Source organism: Parasediminibacterium paludis (assembly GCF_042651445.1).
Taxonomy (GTDB): Bacteria; Bacteroidota; Bacteroidia; order Chitinophagales; family Chitinophagaceae; genus Parasediminibacterium; species Parasediminibacterium paludis.
The window spans coordinates 312,331-330,038 of record NZ_JBHSDC010000029.1; the positions used below are offsets into that span (position 1 = coordinate 312,331).

Annotated in this window: 12 protein-coding genes; all 12 read left to right on the forward strand. The window is 36.5% G+C overall.

Annotated features, from left to right (window positions below; all coding sequences use genetic code 11):
* Window positions 1-4 precede the first annotated feature (4 nt).
* Complete coding sequence (locus ACFOW1_RS15195) at window positions 5-3,547, forward strand: hypothetical protein (protein WP_379015447.1); 3,543 nt, start codon at window positions 5-7, stop codon at window positions 3,545-3,547.
* Window positions 3,548-3,642: 95 nt separating this feature from the next.
* Window positions 3,643-4,554: a hypothetical protein gene (locus ACFOW1_RS15200; RefSeq protein WP_379015448.1), complete on the forward strand. Its 912-nt coding sequence runs from the start codon at window positions 3,643-3,645 to the stop codon at window positions 4,552-4,554.
* 10 nt (window positions 4,555-4,564) lie between these two features.
* Complete coding sequence (locus ACFOW1_RS15205) at window positions 4,565-6,607, forward strand: hypothetical protein (protein ID WP_379015449.1); 2,043 nt, start codon at window positions 4,565-4,567, stop codon at window positions 6,605-6,607.
* 74 nt (window positions 6,608-6,681) lie between these two features.
* Window positions 6,682-7,212, forward strand: a complete 531-nt coding sequence (locus tag ACFOW1_RS15210; RefSeq protein ID WP_379015451.1) for a hypothetical protein — start codon at window positions 6,682-6,684, stop codon at window positions 7,210-7,212.
* 118 nt (window positions 7,213-7,330) lie between these two features.
* Window positions 7,331-7,744 (forward strand): hypothetical protein, encoded by a 414-nt coding sequence (locus ACFOW1_RS15215; protein WP_379015452.1) that lies wholly within the window; start codon window positions 7,331-7,333, stop codon window positions 7,742-7,744.
* On the forward strand, window positions 7,738-7,929 hold the full coding sequence (locus ACFOW1_RS15220; protein ID WP_379015454.1) for a hypothetical protein: 192 nt from the start codon (window positions 7,738-7,740) through the stop codon (window positions 7,927-7,929). Before ACFOW1_RS15215 ends, ACFOW1_RS15220 begins: the two co-directional genes overlap by 7 nt.
* 708 nt (window positions 7,930-8,637) lie before the next feature.
* On the forward strand, window positions 8,638-10,995 hold the full coding sequence (locus tag ACFOW1_RS15225; RefSeq protein ID WP_379015456.1) for an ATP-dependent helicase: 2,358 nt from the start codon (window positions 8,638-8,640) through the stop codon (window positions 10,993-10,995).
* 35 nt (window positions 10,996-11,030) lie between these two features.
* Entirely contained in the window at window positions 11,031-11,465 is a 435-nt protein-coding gene (locus ACFOW1_RS15230) for an IPExxxVDY family protein (RefSeq protein WP_379015458.1), read from the forward strand.
* 85 nt (window positions 11,466-11,550) lie between these two features.
* Window positions 11,551-13,755 (forward strand): YhdP family protein, encoded by a 2,205-nt coding sequence (locus ACFOW1_RS15235; RefSeq protein ID WP_379015460.1) that lies wholly within the window; start codon window positions 11,551-11,553, stop codon window positions 13,753-13,755.
* On the forward strand, window positions 13,745-13,996 hold the full coding sequence (locus ACFOW1_RS15240; RefSeq protein WP_379015462.1) for a hypothetical protein: 252 nt from the start codon (window positions 13,745-13,747) through the stop codon (window positions 13,994-13,996). The genes ACFOW1_RS15235 and ACFOW1_RS15240 overlap by 11 nt, the downstream gene beginning before the upstream one ends.
* A gap of 142 nt (window positions 13,997-14,138) precedes the next feature.
* Window positions 14,139-14,867, forward strand: a complete 729-nt coding sequence (locus ACFOW1_RS15245) for a carboxypeptidase-like regulatory domain-containing protein (RefSeq protein WP_379015464.1) — start codon at window positions 14,139-14,141, stop codon at window positions 14,865-14,867.
* Between the two features lie 364 nt (window positions 14,868-15,231).
* Window positions 15,232-17,652 carry a hypothetical protein gene (locus ACFOW1_RS15250; RefSeq protein WP_379015465.1) on the forward strand — a complete coding sequence of 807 codons (2,421 nt, stop codon included), beginning with the start codon at window positions 15,232-15,234 and terminating at the stop codon, window positions 17,650-17,652.
* Window positions 17,653-17,708 lie beyond the last annotated feature (56 nt).

Genomic DNA, 17,708 nt, shown 5'->3' on the forward strand with positions numbered 1-17,708 from the left:
TTATATGCAATTGGTAATTTATAATTTGTCAAAATCTGCTCGGTATATATTATTATTATTTTCTTTTGTTTGCTGTGCAAGTATCGCAACTTATGCTAACAAGGAAGGTGACGGCGTTACTAAAACACGTAACGACGTAAAAAAAGGGGCTGTTAATGATGCTACCGACATTAAGAAAATTGAGCACTCGCCTGTCAGTCATCCATATGAAGATTTGTCTTACGAGTCTATTAGAGAAGAATTCGCACCAAATGATGCCTCTCAACAATTGCGAGATTCTGCGAAAAATATTTTAGATGAGATCAACAAATCTAGCACTTGGGTAAGTACAATCGCTGAAAATGCAAGTGTGCAACTTCCTTTTGGTGTCAAGAAAAAAATTGGAGGTTCAGAGTACCAAGTTGGTATTTCAAATATTGAATTTACTGGTAATGGTACTTTTGCAAGGGCTTTTGCAAGAATAGTATTGCCTGAAAGAGATGAAAATGGCAACAAAAAGGAATTATACTTTGCTGGTATTGTTGAATTAACAAGAGTTGGTGGTATTGTTTCGGATGGTAAGTTGGCTTTAATTGGTAATGAAGCAGTTAAAAGTTCAGGCGATTGGAGTTTATCTTTAAATGGAAATGATGCACAAGCGCCAGGAAAAATAGACAATCAAACTTATTTTAAATTTGATTGCTCTGGCTTTGTAGAAGTAGGTATTAGAGGTGATGTATTATTATCAAAAGATGTATATATTCCTATCGACAATAACTATTTGCCACTAACTGATCCTAAACAGAGAGCTTCGGCGCCTGTTAATGTTGTGGTTAATTCATTTAGCGATTTAATTATCAATAAACTACAGTTTAGCCATCCTTTTATGCTAAAAAAAGTAATAGGGTACGCCCTGTTAATTAAGGATGCAACACTAGACATGTCGGATACTAAAAATCCATCATCACTGCCTACAGGTTTTAGTACCTATTTAACGAGTGTGCAACCCGATGAACCGAATACCTGGGTAGGTCTTATTGTAAATGATTTACAAGTTTACTTACCTAAAGAGTTTAGACGGGTAAGCTCCAATAATAGGCTTACTATTTCTGCTCCTTTTGGTGTATTGGATGCTACTGGTTTTTCAACAACAATAGACGCTAAAAATATTATGTCGCTTGCCGAAGGCGCTGCAGACAAATGGCCATTTAGTGTAGACCAATTTGGTTTAAAGATTAAAGGTAGTGAATTAGGTGGCGGATCTTTAGCTGGTAATATTATACTGCCGATACAAACTAAAACTGGAAGTGATCATTTAACCTATAAAGGTACTATCAGTGACGCTGGCGATTATTCTATACAGGTAAGTTTTACCAATGGTTTAAAAGCAGATTTCTGGAAATCAACGTTGACGCTAGACCCTAGTTCTTCTATAACATTAGCGGTAGTGGATGGTGTTTTTAGGCCAAAAGCAGTATTAACAGGTAAATTATCTTTTGATACGGATGGTGGTAAAGATGAGAAAGTAGCGGATGGAAAGTCAGATAAAAAGAAAACATTTAGTTGTGATGGCATTACGTTTGAACAGCTTACACTTCAAACTGTAAAGCCTTATTTTTCCGTAAAAGCAATGGGTGCGGAAGGTGCTTTGCGTATTGCCTCTTTTGAAGCTGATTATAATATACAAGTCGCTAAGGGTACCTCATCAAATGGCTCTGCTGAAACTGCTTCTATGAAGTTGGGACTTGACATCAAATTAATGAATGAAAAAATTGAGGGTAAAACAGATTTTACTATCAATGCAGTTTATAACGAACAACAAAACGAATGGCAATACCAAAGTTTTCAGCTTGGACAAATAGGCGTTAGTGCTGATTTTGGAAAGACTAAATTCTCAGGTGTTGTAACCATCCTTAAAAATGACCCAATTTTTGGTAATGGGCTTGCAGGTGACTTTACTTTGGATGCGGATAAATTTGAATTAAAAGCAAAAGGTATATTTGGTGTTAAAGATGACTTCCGATATTGGTCTGTAGATGGCAGTATTGATGGTTTGCAAATTAAGGCTGGGGAAATTACATTTACTGGTTTCAGTGGTGGTGCATCTTATAAAATGAACACCTCTAACAAGGACAGTAAATTATTTCCAAGCGGTATTCTCTATGTACCAGATAATAATGCTTTTTTACGTGTGAGAGCGGGGATAATGTTTGATGTAGTTAAGAAAGATATTATGACTGCTGATGCAGGTTTTGAGATTGTGTTCAATACCAATTGGGGTGTGAATCAAGTACTAATTTCGGGTAATTTCAAAATGTATACTGGCGGTGATAGTAAAGATGATGCTTCAAGTATGAAGTCTAGTATGAAAGCATTTTCGTCAAGTTCGTCATCCACGCCTCAACAAAATGGTGCTGTAGTCTGGGGTAAAGTTTTAATCAATCTAGATTTCAAAAATGACACATATTCAGGATCAATGGATGTATATGTGAATGAGAAAAATAAGCTATATGGTGATCAAGGTTCCTACAAAGCGGGTACAGCTTCGTTTTTCATTGGAAACAATAATTGGGATATCAAAGTAGGATCTCCTGAAAGCCCAATTGCTTTGCGTTACAAAGAAGGACCTTTCGATTTAGGTGGAACTGGCTATTTTATGATTGGCAACGACCTTAAAACGAGTTTGGGCAATGCAGGTTTTGCCATAAGATGTGGTATGGGTGTTCAATATAATCTAGATTATTCAAAAGCCTTCTTGTATGCACATGTGGATGGCGGCGTAAAAATTGACATACAACTAGCGCATTTTGATAACCCTATTTGCAATGGCGAAAAAGCAGGCTTCAATGGCTGGGTAGGTGACGGTAATTTAAAAGCTTGGTTAAATGGTAGTGCTGGGGTTCAGTTCGAGTTTGATATTGCAGGAACACATTATAAAAAGCAATGGGAGGTTTTTAATGCTAGTATCAATGCGGACTTATATGTAAAAGGACCTAAACCATTATATTTTAAGGGTGAGTTTAACGGAAAGTATAAAGTGAGGTTTTTGATTTTTGAAAAAACTGGTGATTTTACTATAAATTTTGAAAAAGGAACGAATTGCGAATTCATAGATGATGCTACTGTAAAAAAAGTACAGGGTGAAATTCAGAGTGAAGCAGATTCATTGCTAAATCTTACGAAAGCAGCAGCCGATTCAGCGAAAAAAGCACAAGCAGCACAGCTATTAGCAGCACAGAAAGCAGAACAGCAAACAGCGCAATCCGCAATTGACCAAGCGAAACAATTAGCGGCACAAAAAGCGGCCGCAGATGCTGCGGCAGCCCAAAAAATTCAGGATGATGCAAAAAGATTAATTGATCAAGCGAAAGCAGCAGCTGCAGCCAAGGCAGCAGCAGATGCCGCAGCAGCCCAAGCAGCCCAGCAAGCAGCAGCACAAGCGGTGCAAAGAGCACTCGATGCTGCAAAAGCAAAGGCAGCAGCGGATGCCGCAGCAGCACAAAAAGCACAGCAGGATATACAAAATAAAGCATCACAGTTGATTTGTAAAGCGTTAAGAAGATGTTAGATATAAACTTTTATTAAATAAACAATTTTTGTTCAACAGGAAATTTAGATGAAACTATAGAATTCGTTCTCATAAATTAATAATAAAAATAGTATATGAAATATTTGTATAAACTGTTTATTCTAGCCTTTTTCTTGCTATCACTTAGTTCTTTAATGGCTCAAGCATCTGTTACAAAAATTGGAATTAAAACGATTGGCTTTCGCACAGAAAAAAAAATTGTTTTGCGTTGGGTATTAGATGATGCCAAACAATGGCGTTATGCACTTAAAAAGGGATTTGATGTTGAACGAGCAGAAGGTAACTCAAACAAATTTATTAAGCTAAATAAAAGTGTTATTCTCCCAATTTCAGCAGAGCAACTTTTTAAGTATGACACCAATAGTTTAGTTATTCAAGCCATGGGTTATTTACTAACGGAACCTAAGAGCGAGGACGATAGCGGTGTGCAAGATGATAAATTGTATAATGTATATTTCCTTAATGCTTCTTACGAAACAGAAGCAGCGGTTCAAACTGCTTCAGGTTTTATTGATACCACTATTGAGAAAGGTAAAAGCTATACATACCGTGTTAGAGTTGCCAATACAACTATTACGCAAACAATAGGCAAAACAATTGTTACTGCTGATATACCATTGATGCCCAAATCGCCAAAACTTAACGCTGTTTTTGGTGATGGAACAGTGGCGTTTAATTGGAATATTAAGGACGTTGATGATTACTATTTTGCAACCTTACTCGAACGTTCTACAGATTCTATCAATTTTAAACGCATAGGACAGCCCTATATTAAATATCCAAATGAAGGCGATAGCCCTATAGATTCCGTAACCCTAAGCGCTACCGATTCAATTCCAAACAATATCAAATTTTATTATCGAATTAAGTGTGTCAATTTATTTGGTCTTACTAGCAAACCAAATAATGTTGTCACTGGGATGGGTATGCCCAAATTGGAAGTAGTTCCTCAAATCAAAAGTGTAGACCCTACTAATAAAAATTAGAATTAAAATTATGAAATCACTTATGCGACATTTATATAAATTATTCATTGCTTTATTACTTTTATTATCTCAGAGTTCTCTTATGGCTCAAGCCCCAATAACAAAAATTGGTATTAAGGCACAGGGCTTTCGTACAGAAAAAAAAGTAGTTGTTCGTTGGTTGTTAGATAATGCCAAACAATGGCGTTACGCCCTTAAAAAAGGGTTCGATGTTGAAAGAGCGGAAGGCACTTCAAATAACTTTATTAAGCTTAATAAAAACGTTATTTTACCCATTTCAGAGGCGCAACTATCTAAGTACGACACCAATAGTTATGTTTTCCAAGCCATGGTTTTTTTATTAAGTAAACCAAATAGTGAAGAGGCAAGAGGTGCTCAAGATGACCAACTATATAGCTTATACTTTCTTAATTCATCTTATGAAACCGAAGCGGCTGTGCAATCGGCTTCTGCTTTTGTTGATACAACTATAGAAAAAGGTAAAACATATACTTATCGTGTAAAGGTTGCAAATACCAATATTAATCAAACTGTAGCTAATACATTTATTAGTGCTGAAAATTCTTTATTACCTAAGTCGCCTCAACTTAATGCGGTATTTGGCAATAGAACTGTAGCATTTGATTGGAACATAAAGGACGTAAGTGCTTATTATTTTGCTACACTGTTAGAACGTTCAACCGATTCTATTCAATTTAAACGTATAGGCTTACCTTATATTAAAATTCCTGGTGAAAATGAAAAGCCAGAAGACTCAACAGTTTTAAAAACAACAGATGCGATTCCAAATAAAATCAAGTTTTACTATCGACTAAAGGGTATTAATATTTTTGGACTTACTGGCGAATCAGCTAATGTAGTAAGTGGTGTAGGTGGACCCGATTTAAATGTTGCACCGCTGATTAAAAGTGTCGATTCTACTAATAGAAATAAGTTAACCATCGCTTGGACTTTACCAGATTCTTTAAATGATGTGGTAGATAGATACGAAATTTATAAATCTACTAAAGCGGATACACTTTTTGCTAAGGTTGATGAAGTTAAAGGGGGTAATACTAAGCAAAAGGAAATGTCGTTGATCATTAAAGATGAGTCTTCTTATTTTAAAGTAAAGGCAATTGGAAATAGAAACGGTCAAACTACCACATCTTCCCCGTTTTTTTACCAATTAATAGATTCTATTCCACCTGCTATTCCTGTTGGTATTACTGGTAAGGTAGATTCTTTGGGCGTGGTAACATTACAATGGGCTAATAATACCGAACCAGATCTTTTAGGATACAGAGTGTTGCGCGTATTAAAGAGGGACGGCGAGTTTGCTATACTTAATGCAACGCCGCAAGGGAAAAATATCTTTTTAGATACCCTTCCGTTAAATCAATTAAACTCAGCCATGTTTTATAAAGTAGTTGCTGTAGACCAACGATATAACGAATCAAAGGCATCAGACATTGTGGCTATTAAGCGACCTGATATCATCCCGCCAGCTCCACCTCGCTTGGCAGTAGTAGTAGAAAAGGATAAGCAGATGTATTTAGAATGGATTAAGAGCTTTAGTAAGGATGTAGCAAGCTATAATATTTACAAGTTAATATCGTCTGATACTTCTAAAACTTGGAATAAAATTGCTACAGCTAAAAATACCGATACAGCTTATATAGATAAAGCCGTAACTGCAGGTAATACCTACTATTATACCGTAGAAGCAGTCGATTCTAGTGCCTTATTAAGTCCACGTTCTGAACCTTTGTCTGCATCCATAAAAAAAGCAGAAGAGATTAAAAAAGGTGTCAAAAATATAGTAACTTATGTTTCTACGCTTTACAAGTACATCGAACTAAGCTGGCAAAATACAGAAGAGGATGCTAAGGAATATTGGGTTTATAGAAGTACATCAGGTGAAGCTTTATCATTAATAAGTGTTTTACCTGCCTCTAAAAAAAGATATGTGGATGAAGATGTAAAACCATCTACCGAGTATAAATATGCTATAAAAGTATTGTATAAGGATGGACGTAGTAGTAAAATGGAAAGAGCGGATGTTGTGTACTAATTTCTAATCAAAACAAGATACATCAAAAAATTTCATTTATAATCTGATTCTTAGGAATCAACAAAACAAACACCATGAAAAAAAATCTAATTAAATTAATGTTTGTTATGGCTTTGCTTGCTTATAACAACAAAAATTATGCGCAGACCGAAATTTCTGGTAATACCTATAAAGGTAAGACTATGCTAGTTTCAAATATTTCGGTCTATTGCACTTACAATCCTACTTGCCTTAATCCTTTTCAAGGTAACAATCCTCTAACGCTCAGTGGTTCATGGAATAATCAAGCCCCAATAAATTGGGTCCCTACAGGAACACAATATTCCTTAAATCTTGAACCTAAATCAGGCATATCATTTCCCTTAAAAGTGTTAGTTGTTGTGACGAGTAATATGAATTCTGATTTTTCGAATGGTAGCGGTAAAGTACTAATTGATGGTACCGTAGCAGCTTTTAATGTTCAAGCAGCACCAAACGTAGATGTTTATAATTCCGCGGGAAATTTTGTATCAGGTTTTATGAATGTAAGTCCAGGAAATACGAAATATATCACTGTTATTTCAGGAGATGGTCAAGCTAAAAAAACATATACATTACATTTTTAAAAAAGAATGTATTTTTTTTATTTGAAAAAAACCTAAACAACATGAAAAAAATCTCATTGCATTAATTTTCGTTATCACCCTACTTGGCTATAGCAATAATAACTATACACAAAACTGTGTGTTACAGTTGGATAATAGTAATAATGTAGTGATTCAAAATAATAGCTCATCTCAGCCTTATTTTGTTTTGTATACACTTAATGGCGCACAAAAAACAACGGTAATAAATCCAAGTACAACATTTCAATTGGGAACCGCCATTCCTACTTTTACTAACGCTGGTGTAAAGTCAAGCATGGCTTATCCAACAAATGCGTCAATTCTCAATCAATTACCTAGTGCAGCCTACAACGCTTCAGATGCAACGCTTAGCGCACTTTATATTTCACCTGCCACATCACCAAGTACCAAGTATAGTGTAAGTCCGGCGTTTTCTCCTAGTATTACCAGTTATACAGTTACTATTCCAAAAACTACAGGCCCTTTTATGTGTTTGCGCAACCTACTCAGGCTACTAGTGTACAAATGTTAGGTAGTATTAATAATAGTGCTTTTACAGCTATGGGTGTAACTGTAACTGCAAGCATGACTACTTTACCAATTGGGTCTTGGTACTTTATCGAAAACGGCACTACCTCTGGTACAATAAGTGTTAAATTGTCATCACCTGATAAATCATCTACAGAAACTTATACGATTAATTATACAGTACAATAAAAACATTTTATCATTAAGCGCCTCCCTACTGAGGCGCTTAATGTTTTAAGCTGATTCCAGATGGGAGGCTGGAGAAATGGTTGCTTGAACTATCAAGACAGTGCTAGTGAAATATGATACTTTGGTAGTCGCTAGCAATAACTTGTTGAAATTGAATAGTAATTATCCAATATTTTTAAACAGGTTGTATTAGATTATAACAGGGCATTGGCATCTAATCTTCCCAAAAGTTAAAAGGGGCTTCCCACTTTTTCAAAAAATCCACTTTAACCGATATTGGCTAAGCATTGTACTTATACAATAGGCTATTGCAAACCGCGATAACCCATTGTACCCATACAAAGGGCTGTTACTAACTGGGGGAGGGCTTTGTATAGGTACAACAGCTTGCTGCAAACTGCGGGAAGTCATTGTAGAGATACAAAAGGCTGCCGCAAACTGTAAGCGGCCATTGTACATATACAAGTTGCTGCTGCAAATGGCTATCTATTGTACAGATGCGCTAGTGTAAGCCGCTTTTAATGCTTCTGATAATAAGCACATAGCTATGAATGCTTTGTAAAAATAGTTTATATCAAATAGGGCTAACTTTGAAACCTGTTAGCACTTGGTTGAACAACAACACCCGTAACTTAAAAAATTCTCCACAACTGGCAATCTGATAGATAAACAAATTTTGTTTGCCAATTGAAGATTTATCTTCGCCCAATGCAGGATTATTTAAGTGGATTGAATGAACAACAGCGCGAAGCGGTACTACATGTGAACGGGCCGTTGATGATAGTGGCTGGCGCTGGCAGTGGTAAAACCAAAGTGTTAACCACACGTATTGCGCACCTTATGGCCAACGGGGTAGACGCGTTTAATATTTTGGCGCTAACTTTTACCAATAAGGCGGCGGCGGAGATGAAAGAGCGTATTCAGAGAATACTCAATAATAGCGAGGCAAGAAACCTATATATTGGTACTTTTCATAGTGTATTTGCCAAAATTTTGCGTGCAGAAGCGCACAGAATTGGTTACCCTAACAATTTCACCATTTACGATACAGACGATAGCAGAAGCGTTATTAAAGCCGTGATTAACGAGCTGCAAATGGATGATAAGCATTACAAGCCTAATATTGTTCATAACAGAATTTCAGCCGCAAAAAATGCCTTGGTTGGTCCTACAGAATATGCGCTTGACTACCATTTACAACAAGAAGATGCTAGGGCTAATAGACCCGCTATTGCACAGATTTATGCCGCTTACGCCCATAAGTGTTTTAAAAACGGGGCTATGGATTTTGATGATTTATTGCTTAAAATGTTTGAACTGTTAAGCACACAGCCAGCAGCATTGGCTAAGTACCAAAGCAAGTTTAAATACATCATGATAGATGAGTACCAAGATACTAATACGGTGCAATATCAGATTACTAAGTTACTAGCAGCTATGCATGAAAACATTTGTGTGGTGGGAGATGATGCACAAAGTATTTATAGTTTTCGGGGTGCTACTATAGAAAACATTTTACAGTTTCAGAAAGATTATGATGATGTAAAAGTGGTAAAGCTTGAGCAAAATTATCGCAGTACACAAAGCATTTTAAAAGTGGCCAATGAGGTAATTAATAATAACAAAGGCCAAATACCTAAAGAGCTTTGGACAGACAATAAACCCGGGGATAAAATAAAAGTGGTACGCACCATGACCGATAATGAAGAAGGCAAATTTGTAGCCGATAGCATTAAGGAACAGCAATTGCGTAACCATTATGCCAATAAAGATTTTGCCATTTTGTACCGCACCAACGCGCAAAGCCGTGCTTATGAAGAAAGCTTACGCAAAATGGGTATTGCTTACAAAATATATGGTGGGGTAAGCTTCTATCAACGCAAAGAGGTGAAAGATATGATTGCGTATTTGCGCATCATTGTGAACCAGCAAGATGAAGAAGCACTCAAGCGTATCATTAATTATCCTGTGCGTGGCATCGGTAAAACCTCTATCGAGAAATTGATAGTAGTGGCCAATGAGCAAAACATCACCATGTTTGAAGCGGTAACTAGGGCGGCAGAATTTGGCTTTAAAGGCGGCACGCTAGAAGCCTTGCAAAACTTCGCCACCATGATTAAGTATTTTAATACTTTATTGAATGATAAGAATGCTTATGATGTGGCGGTGCAAGTAGGCAAGCATACCAATTTGGTTAAAGAATTGTTTGGCGATAAAACACCCGAAGGGTTAGCACGTTACGAAAACGTGCAGGAATTGCTAAACTCCATCAAAGAGTGGACAGAAACGCCCGACAACTTTGAAGATGGGGAAGTAGGTAATAAAGGTTTGGGTGCATTTTTGCAAAACGTCTCCCTATTTACCGACAGCGATAAAGACAAAGAAAACGAGGATGTGGTAAAATTAATGACCATTCACGCTGCTAAAGGGCTAGAGTTTGGTTGTGTGTTTGTAGGGGGTATAGAAGAAACCTTGTTTCCGAGCGCCATGAGCATTAATACAAGAGAAGAACTAGAAGAAGAACGCAGATTATTTTACGTAGCTATAACGAGGGCAAAAGATAGATTGTGGCTAACCTATGCCAATGCAAGGTATCGCTTTGGTCAGCTAGTACAAAATGAGCCAAGTCGCTTTTTAGAAGAAATGCCAGAAGAGTTTTTAGATAAAACTTACGCTGGTGGCGGTGCGAGAAACCAAGGCATGAGCAACATGGGTACAGCGTTTGAACGTATGAACAGAGGCTTTGGAGGCGGTAGTAGTGGGCAAACAGATTTGCGCTATGGCGTCCCACCCGCTAAAAAGCCAGACAATGCCAGACCAAGTTATTTACAGCCCGCAGCTATTAGCAAGCCTGCGGTTACAGCCGTGCATATGCCATCAGAAAACTTTGTAGCTAGCGATACAAGTGGGCTAGAAGCAGGTATGCGTGTTGAGCATCAAAAATTTGGTTTTGGTACAGTAGCTAAAGTAGAAGGCTCAGCACACAACCCTATTGCCAATATCAATTTTGATAATAATGGTGAGAAGAAAATCATGCTGAATTATGCTAAATTGAGGATATTGTAAGATGATATTTGATATTATTTCAAAGGAAGCAAAGTATGAAACTACGCCTCAACATAGAAGAACTCAACGATGACTTTTTTGAAGATACAAGGCTACTTGGCATAATCGCGCCTTTAAAAAACTATCAGTTTTGTTGGCAATTAAACAGCTTGTTGGGCTTTGATTTTCGGTTAAATAACGATTACGAAATTCCCTTGCGCCGTAAGGATAGAACCTACCATTTTTCTATTTATCAATCGCAAGAAGCTAATAGTTTTTTAAGCCATTATTTGTACCACAACCATTGCGACGGCGAATATTTATTGCCAGAGTTTAAGCATATGGATTTTTTATGGTTGATGAAAGGCGATCTTGTAGATGACGATAAATGTAATTGGATTCGACAAGCTATTAAAAGTATTGCAGGTGTGCAATTGGTAGCAGAATTAACCAATGAGCAGATAAAAACCAAGGGTAATATGGTATTTTAATGGCATTACCTACTTGTATTACTTATTTTGTACTAAAACTATATAGAACCGGTATTTGCGGCATGTTTTTTATGTTTAAATAAGCATGCAAAAAAATAGAAAACGATTACTTTGGTCATTTGGTATTGTTTTTACTTGTTTACTATTAACCATCACCACTAGCTACGTCTATTTTTATACACACCAGAAAACTATACTACAAACCATTACAGCTCAGCTTAGTAGCAATATTTCGGGCGATGTAACGATTGGTGCTATTGATTTGAGCCCATTTAAAAATTTCCCCTCAGCAAGTATAGTGTTAAAAGATGTTAGTATAAAAGATAGTCAGTTTGCAAGCCACCATATACCACTACTTACAGCTAAGCAGGTATTTATAAAAATTGGTTGGGCTACTATTTTTTCAAATAGCGTTGCGGTGGATAGAATTCGGCTAGACCACGCAAATATTAATGTGTTTACATTGACAAATGGCTATACAAATAGCTATCTTTTAACCAAGAAAAAGCACACTGATTTAGACACAAGTGCCGTTGCTAAACAAAGTTTTCATTTGCAACAATTGGAATTAAACGATGTAACACTCAACTTCTCTGATGCTGTAAAACAGAAACAATATGGTTTTGCTGTAAAACACTTAGGTACTGTTTTTGAAAGGCTAGATAGCAGTATCAAAGTACACGTTAATGCGAATGTTTTCATTAAGGGTTTGGGCTTTTATGTTCCTAATGGCTTATTTGCAACCAACCAATTATTAGAAGGTAAATTCGATGTCCAATTTAATGAACAACAACCTGCTTTAAGTTTTCAAAATATTCAAGTAGTACTGTCAAAACAACCATTTATGTTTAGTGGTAAATTTATTTTTAGTACTATACCTAGTTTTTTTCTAGAAATACACAGCAAGCAAATTGATTACAATTTTGCCCGATCATTAGTAACAACAAACTTGGCTAAAGCAGTATTAATGGTAAGCGTAGAAAAGCCCATTGATATTAATGCCACTATTAGTGGTTTACTTAATAGTGGCGATCCTTTGGTAAATATAAATTGGATAGTTACAAACAATGTTCTGCACAACCAATTTATCGATTTTAAAAACTGTAGCTTTAATGGTTACTACACCAATGAAGTGGTTAAAAATTTACCCAAAAAAGATCCCAACTCAAAAGTGGTGGCTACCAATTTTTCTGGTACTTGGGAAGGGTTTGTATTTGCCGCACCGCAAATTGATATTACTAACCTTGCCGTACCCAATTTGGTATGCCATCTTACGTCATCGGTAGAAGTCACAGCTTTCAATAATTTGTTAGAAACCGATGCAATAGTGGCGCAGTCTGGCAAAGCGCGTTTAGATCTTAATTACAACGGGCCATTAGAAAACCACAATAGCATCAATACGGCTATAAGCGGTAAAGTTTCACTGCGCAATGCTAGCCTGCTTTATACACCAAAAAATATAGTATTGGCCAATTGCAACGGCGATATTGTTTTTACTGAAAATGATTTGGCCGTGAATAATTTAAACTGCGATGTAGCAAGTAATCATATTATTATGCAAGGTAGCGCTACCAATACGTTGAAGATTATCAATGCTGCTGCCGATAAAATGAACATACAATGGCGTATTTATAGTGCGTCACTCAATTTACAGCCATTAAAACGCTTGTTTTCTACTAACCTAGCTGTTAAAAAAATCACTCAAAAAAAGCCTGTATCCATAAAAGCTTCTCAAATAAACAATGTATTGACGAATAGCAATATTACACTATCGTTTGAGGCAGATAATTTGCGGTATCAAAATTTTCAGGCAACGAACATAAAAGCAACGCTATCATTGCTTGAAAATAAATGGCTGCTTAATGAAATAAGTCTTGAACATGCTGGCGGTACTATGACAATTAGTGGGTCTTTAACCACACTGTTAGATAATAACATCAATGCTTCTATAACATTAGCTATGGCTAACATGGATGTAAAAACAGTAATGAATAGCTTTAATAATTTTGGTTTAAAAGGTATTACCTCCAGTAACTTGTCTGGCAAATTTTATACCCATATGGTAGCCAATGCCACACTGAATAATGCACTTGATATTTATCCGAAAAGTATTGCAGCGACGATTTTTTTCTCTTTAAAAAATGGTGCTTTAATTAATTACGAGCCCATAAAAGCCATACAAAAATTTGCTTTTAAAAAGCGTGATTTTAGTAATATTGCTTTTGCCGAATTAGAAGATACTGTAATTGTAAAAAACGCAGCTATTGCTATAAAAAAGAATGGAGATTGAGAGTAGTGCGCTGCGTATGTATGTAGAAGGTTTGTATGATATGGATGGCAAAGCCACCGATTTGTCTTTTCAAGTACCGCTAAGTAATTTTAAAAAGCGAGACACGACTTATGCGCCAAGCAATAAAGGTATTGGTAGCGATGGTGGACCAAGTATTTTTATCAGAGCTAAGCAAAACAGTAATGGTACATTGAAATTTAGCTACGACCTTTTTAAACGATTTAGAAAAAGCAGAATTTAGAGCCATTTGTAGCCAGAATAATGCAAAAAACCGTTAATAATCTATTCAAATGCTTATCATAAGCACTTAGTGCTTTAATATTACAGGATAAATCATACACGTTTTGATACAACGGTTACACCTACTGCTACTTATTTTTATTATGACCTTGCTTTGGCAACCCATTGCGGCACAGTTTGTTACCATTAGTGGTACTGTTTACGATATTTCTGCTCGAAAACCCATTGAGGCCGTTGCTGTTATTAGCAAGTCTGGTCGCGGCACTCTCACCGATTCTACAGGTCGCTACCGCCTTACAGTGTATAAAAACGATACCATTTGGTTTTCGTTACTTAACAAAACCACGCAGCATTATGCGGTTGATACCATTCGCAATCAAGATAATTTCGATATTAGCATACACGTATATTCTGCGTTATTACCAGAGGTAAAAGTACGCAATAGCAATTACCATTTAGATTCATTGCAGAACCGTAAAGACTATCAAAAATACTTCGATTTTAAGAAGCCTGGCATTGCGCTTAGTCGCAATCAAGGCTTTAATCCGGGTGGTGTAACTGTTGGGCTCGATTTGGATGAATTTATTAATATGTTTCGCTTTAAGCGCAACCGAAACCTACAATATTTGCAAAATAGGCTTGTACAGCAAGAGCAAGATAAATACGTTAATTATCGTTTTAATAAATTGCTAGTACGCAAAATAACCAAGCTGCAAACCCCCGAAATAGATAGTTTTATGCGGCAATATCGCCCAAGTTACGAAGGGCTTCAGTTTTTAAACGACCTCGAATTTGGCTATTATATACAACAATGTTTTGAGCAATACAAAGCCGCCAAACAAAAAGGCAGCCTGCGCAAGCGAGACGATTAACAAGTCATATTACTAAAGTCAAATTTAAACTTTTTGAGCTAGTGGCTGTCTGCTTTATCTAATATTAGCAATTGTTGTGCTGCCTATTTGCTTGAATCCGCTAAAAAGCTCTTGTACAATGGCATAAGCGGAATTTTGCTTCTATAGCGTTGTCTTTTAGCGGTAACACTTTTAGCAGCTTTAATTTGCCATTGCGTCTAAAAAAATACCACCAATAAAAAAATCGTCATTGCAATCACTATTTAATAGAAGTTTGTAACACTTAACCAAGCAAAAAACGTTGATAAAATTTCAAGCATAATTTTTTAGAAGCTGCGAAATTATAGTAACGTTTGCTGTAGCAAAAGCTAACAAAAAAGAGCACATGAAAAAAATTAGCCTTGTATTGGCATTTATCACCATTAGTATTTGTAAGTTGTCTGCACAACAAATAGATTCAATGATGAATCTCTACGCAGAAAATTACCAACAAGAAAAAATTCACATTCACTTCGACAAAAGCATTTACAACAAGGGCGAAACCATTTGGTATAAAGCCTATGTAATGACAGGGACAGACCTGACAACCTATAGTAAAAATTTTTATGTTGATTGGTTTGACGACCAAGGTAAATTACTCAGCCATACGGCAGCTCCAATGTTCGAGTCTTCTGCACGTGGGCAGTTTGTAGTACCTGAAAAATATGCAGGTAAGCTCATTCATGCCAAAGCTTATACCAATTGGATGCTCAATTTTGATACTGCTTTTTTATACAATAAAGATTTGCGTATCGATCAATCGCAAGCGACTACTACTAATAAAACAGTGCCTGTAAAATCTATTACTACTGTTCAGTTTTTACCAGAAGCGGGTGATTTAGTTGGTGGTATTAACCAACGCATTGCTTTTTTGGCTACCAACCAGTTTGGCATTCCTGTTAATGTGGTAGGCGCTATTAAAAATACTAAAAATGAATTGATTGATTCATTTAGTACAGACCATGATGGGATGGGGGTTCTATCGTTAGATGTGAATGCAAAAGAAACCTATACTGCGGTATGGACCGATGAAAATAAACAAACGCACACCACGCCAATACCTGTAACTAGGGCTGCAGCTGCCACCATTCAGGTGCAGCCTTTACGCAACAAAGTATTGTTTGTAATAAAACGTAGTGCTGATGCACCAGACAATTTTAAAACCCTCAATGCTATTGCACATATAAACCAACATGAAATTTATAAGTCTCGTGTCAATCTATCTGTAAAAACTTCGGGTGTGGGCGAAATACCTACAGCAGATTTGCCTAGTGGCATTTTGCAAATAACCCTTTTTGACGCCAATTGGGTACCTATTGCTGAACGTGTGGTATTTGTAAACAATAATGATTATGAATTTTTTCCAGATGTGCGTGTGTTAGAAAAATCTACTAAGCCAAGAGGTAAAAACAAAATAGATGTATATGTATCAGATACAACTTTGTCAAATATGTCGATGGCAGTAACTGATGCAGGCCTACTAACTGATAATAGCAATACTATTATTTCGCAATTATTACTAGCTGGCGATATAAAAGGGTATTTGCATAATCCTGCTTACTACTTTTCAAGCGATGTAGATAGTGTGCGTCAGCATTTAGATTTAGTAATGCTAACACATGGCTGGCGTCGGTTTAACTGGGTAGATATTGCCAAATCGCAGCCACCAATTATTACGAACGCTAAAGATACAGATTTTTTACAAATTAAAGGTTCAGTATTTGGATTTAACAAAGTGAGTGGCGCACAACTACCGCCTTATATCAATCTTATTTTACAAGCAAAAGATAGTAGTAAGCAAATGGTGCCATTGGTTTCCGTAACCAAATCGGGTAACTTTCTAGTACGTGGCGTTACCTTTTACGATACCATTAGAGTGTATTATTCTTTCAATGGTGATAAAAAAATGACCGATCGTGCAGAAGTCCGTGTAAATTCTGGTCTTACGCCGGCACCGTCAAAATTATTTACAGCAATAGCTAGTTCACCTTTATTATGGGGTTTTAAATCAATAGATAGCATTGCACTTGCAAGAAGTAAATTTTTCTACAACGAAAAATTGCGCCTTGATAAATTATTAGCTGCTGCCAACTTGCAAGAGGTAATTGTAAAATCTACAACTAAAAGTGCTAAAGATATTTTGGATGAAAAATACGCATCTGGTTTATTCACAGGTGGTGACGCTACTCAGTTTGATGTTGTAAACGATCCATTTTCGCTGGGTGCCATTGATGTATTTAGCTATTTACAAGGTAGGGTGGCTGGCTTGCAAATTAATAATAACGGTGCAGAAACCTCTCTTAGCTGGCGTGGTGGCACACCTGAAGTATTTTTAAACGAAATACGTAGCGATATAGACCAAGTTAAAAGTCTTCCTATGAGTGATGTGGCTTATATTAAAGTATTTCGCCCACCATTTTTCGGTGCTTCTGGCGGTGGCGCGGGTGGTGCTATTGCAATTTACACACGTAAAGGCGGCGATGTTAAACAAGCACCTGGTCCTGGAAATGGTGGTTTAGGGTATCAAATATTGGCTGGTTATACACCGTATAAAGAGTTTTACAGCCCTAACTATAGCGTAAATAATAATAGTCAGCCAGATGTGCGTACTACTTTATATTGGAATCCTTATATATTAACTGATAAGAAGAATAAAACCTACAAAATTGAGTTTTACAATAATGATATTAGTAAAAGATTGCGGGTGGTACTTGAAGGTATTAATGCAGAAGGTAAACTAACAAGAATAGAGAAGATTTTGGAATAAATGCTAAATCAAGAAAACAAAATAGCCATCCAAAATTTTGGATGGCTATTTTGTTT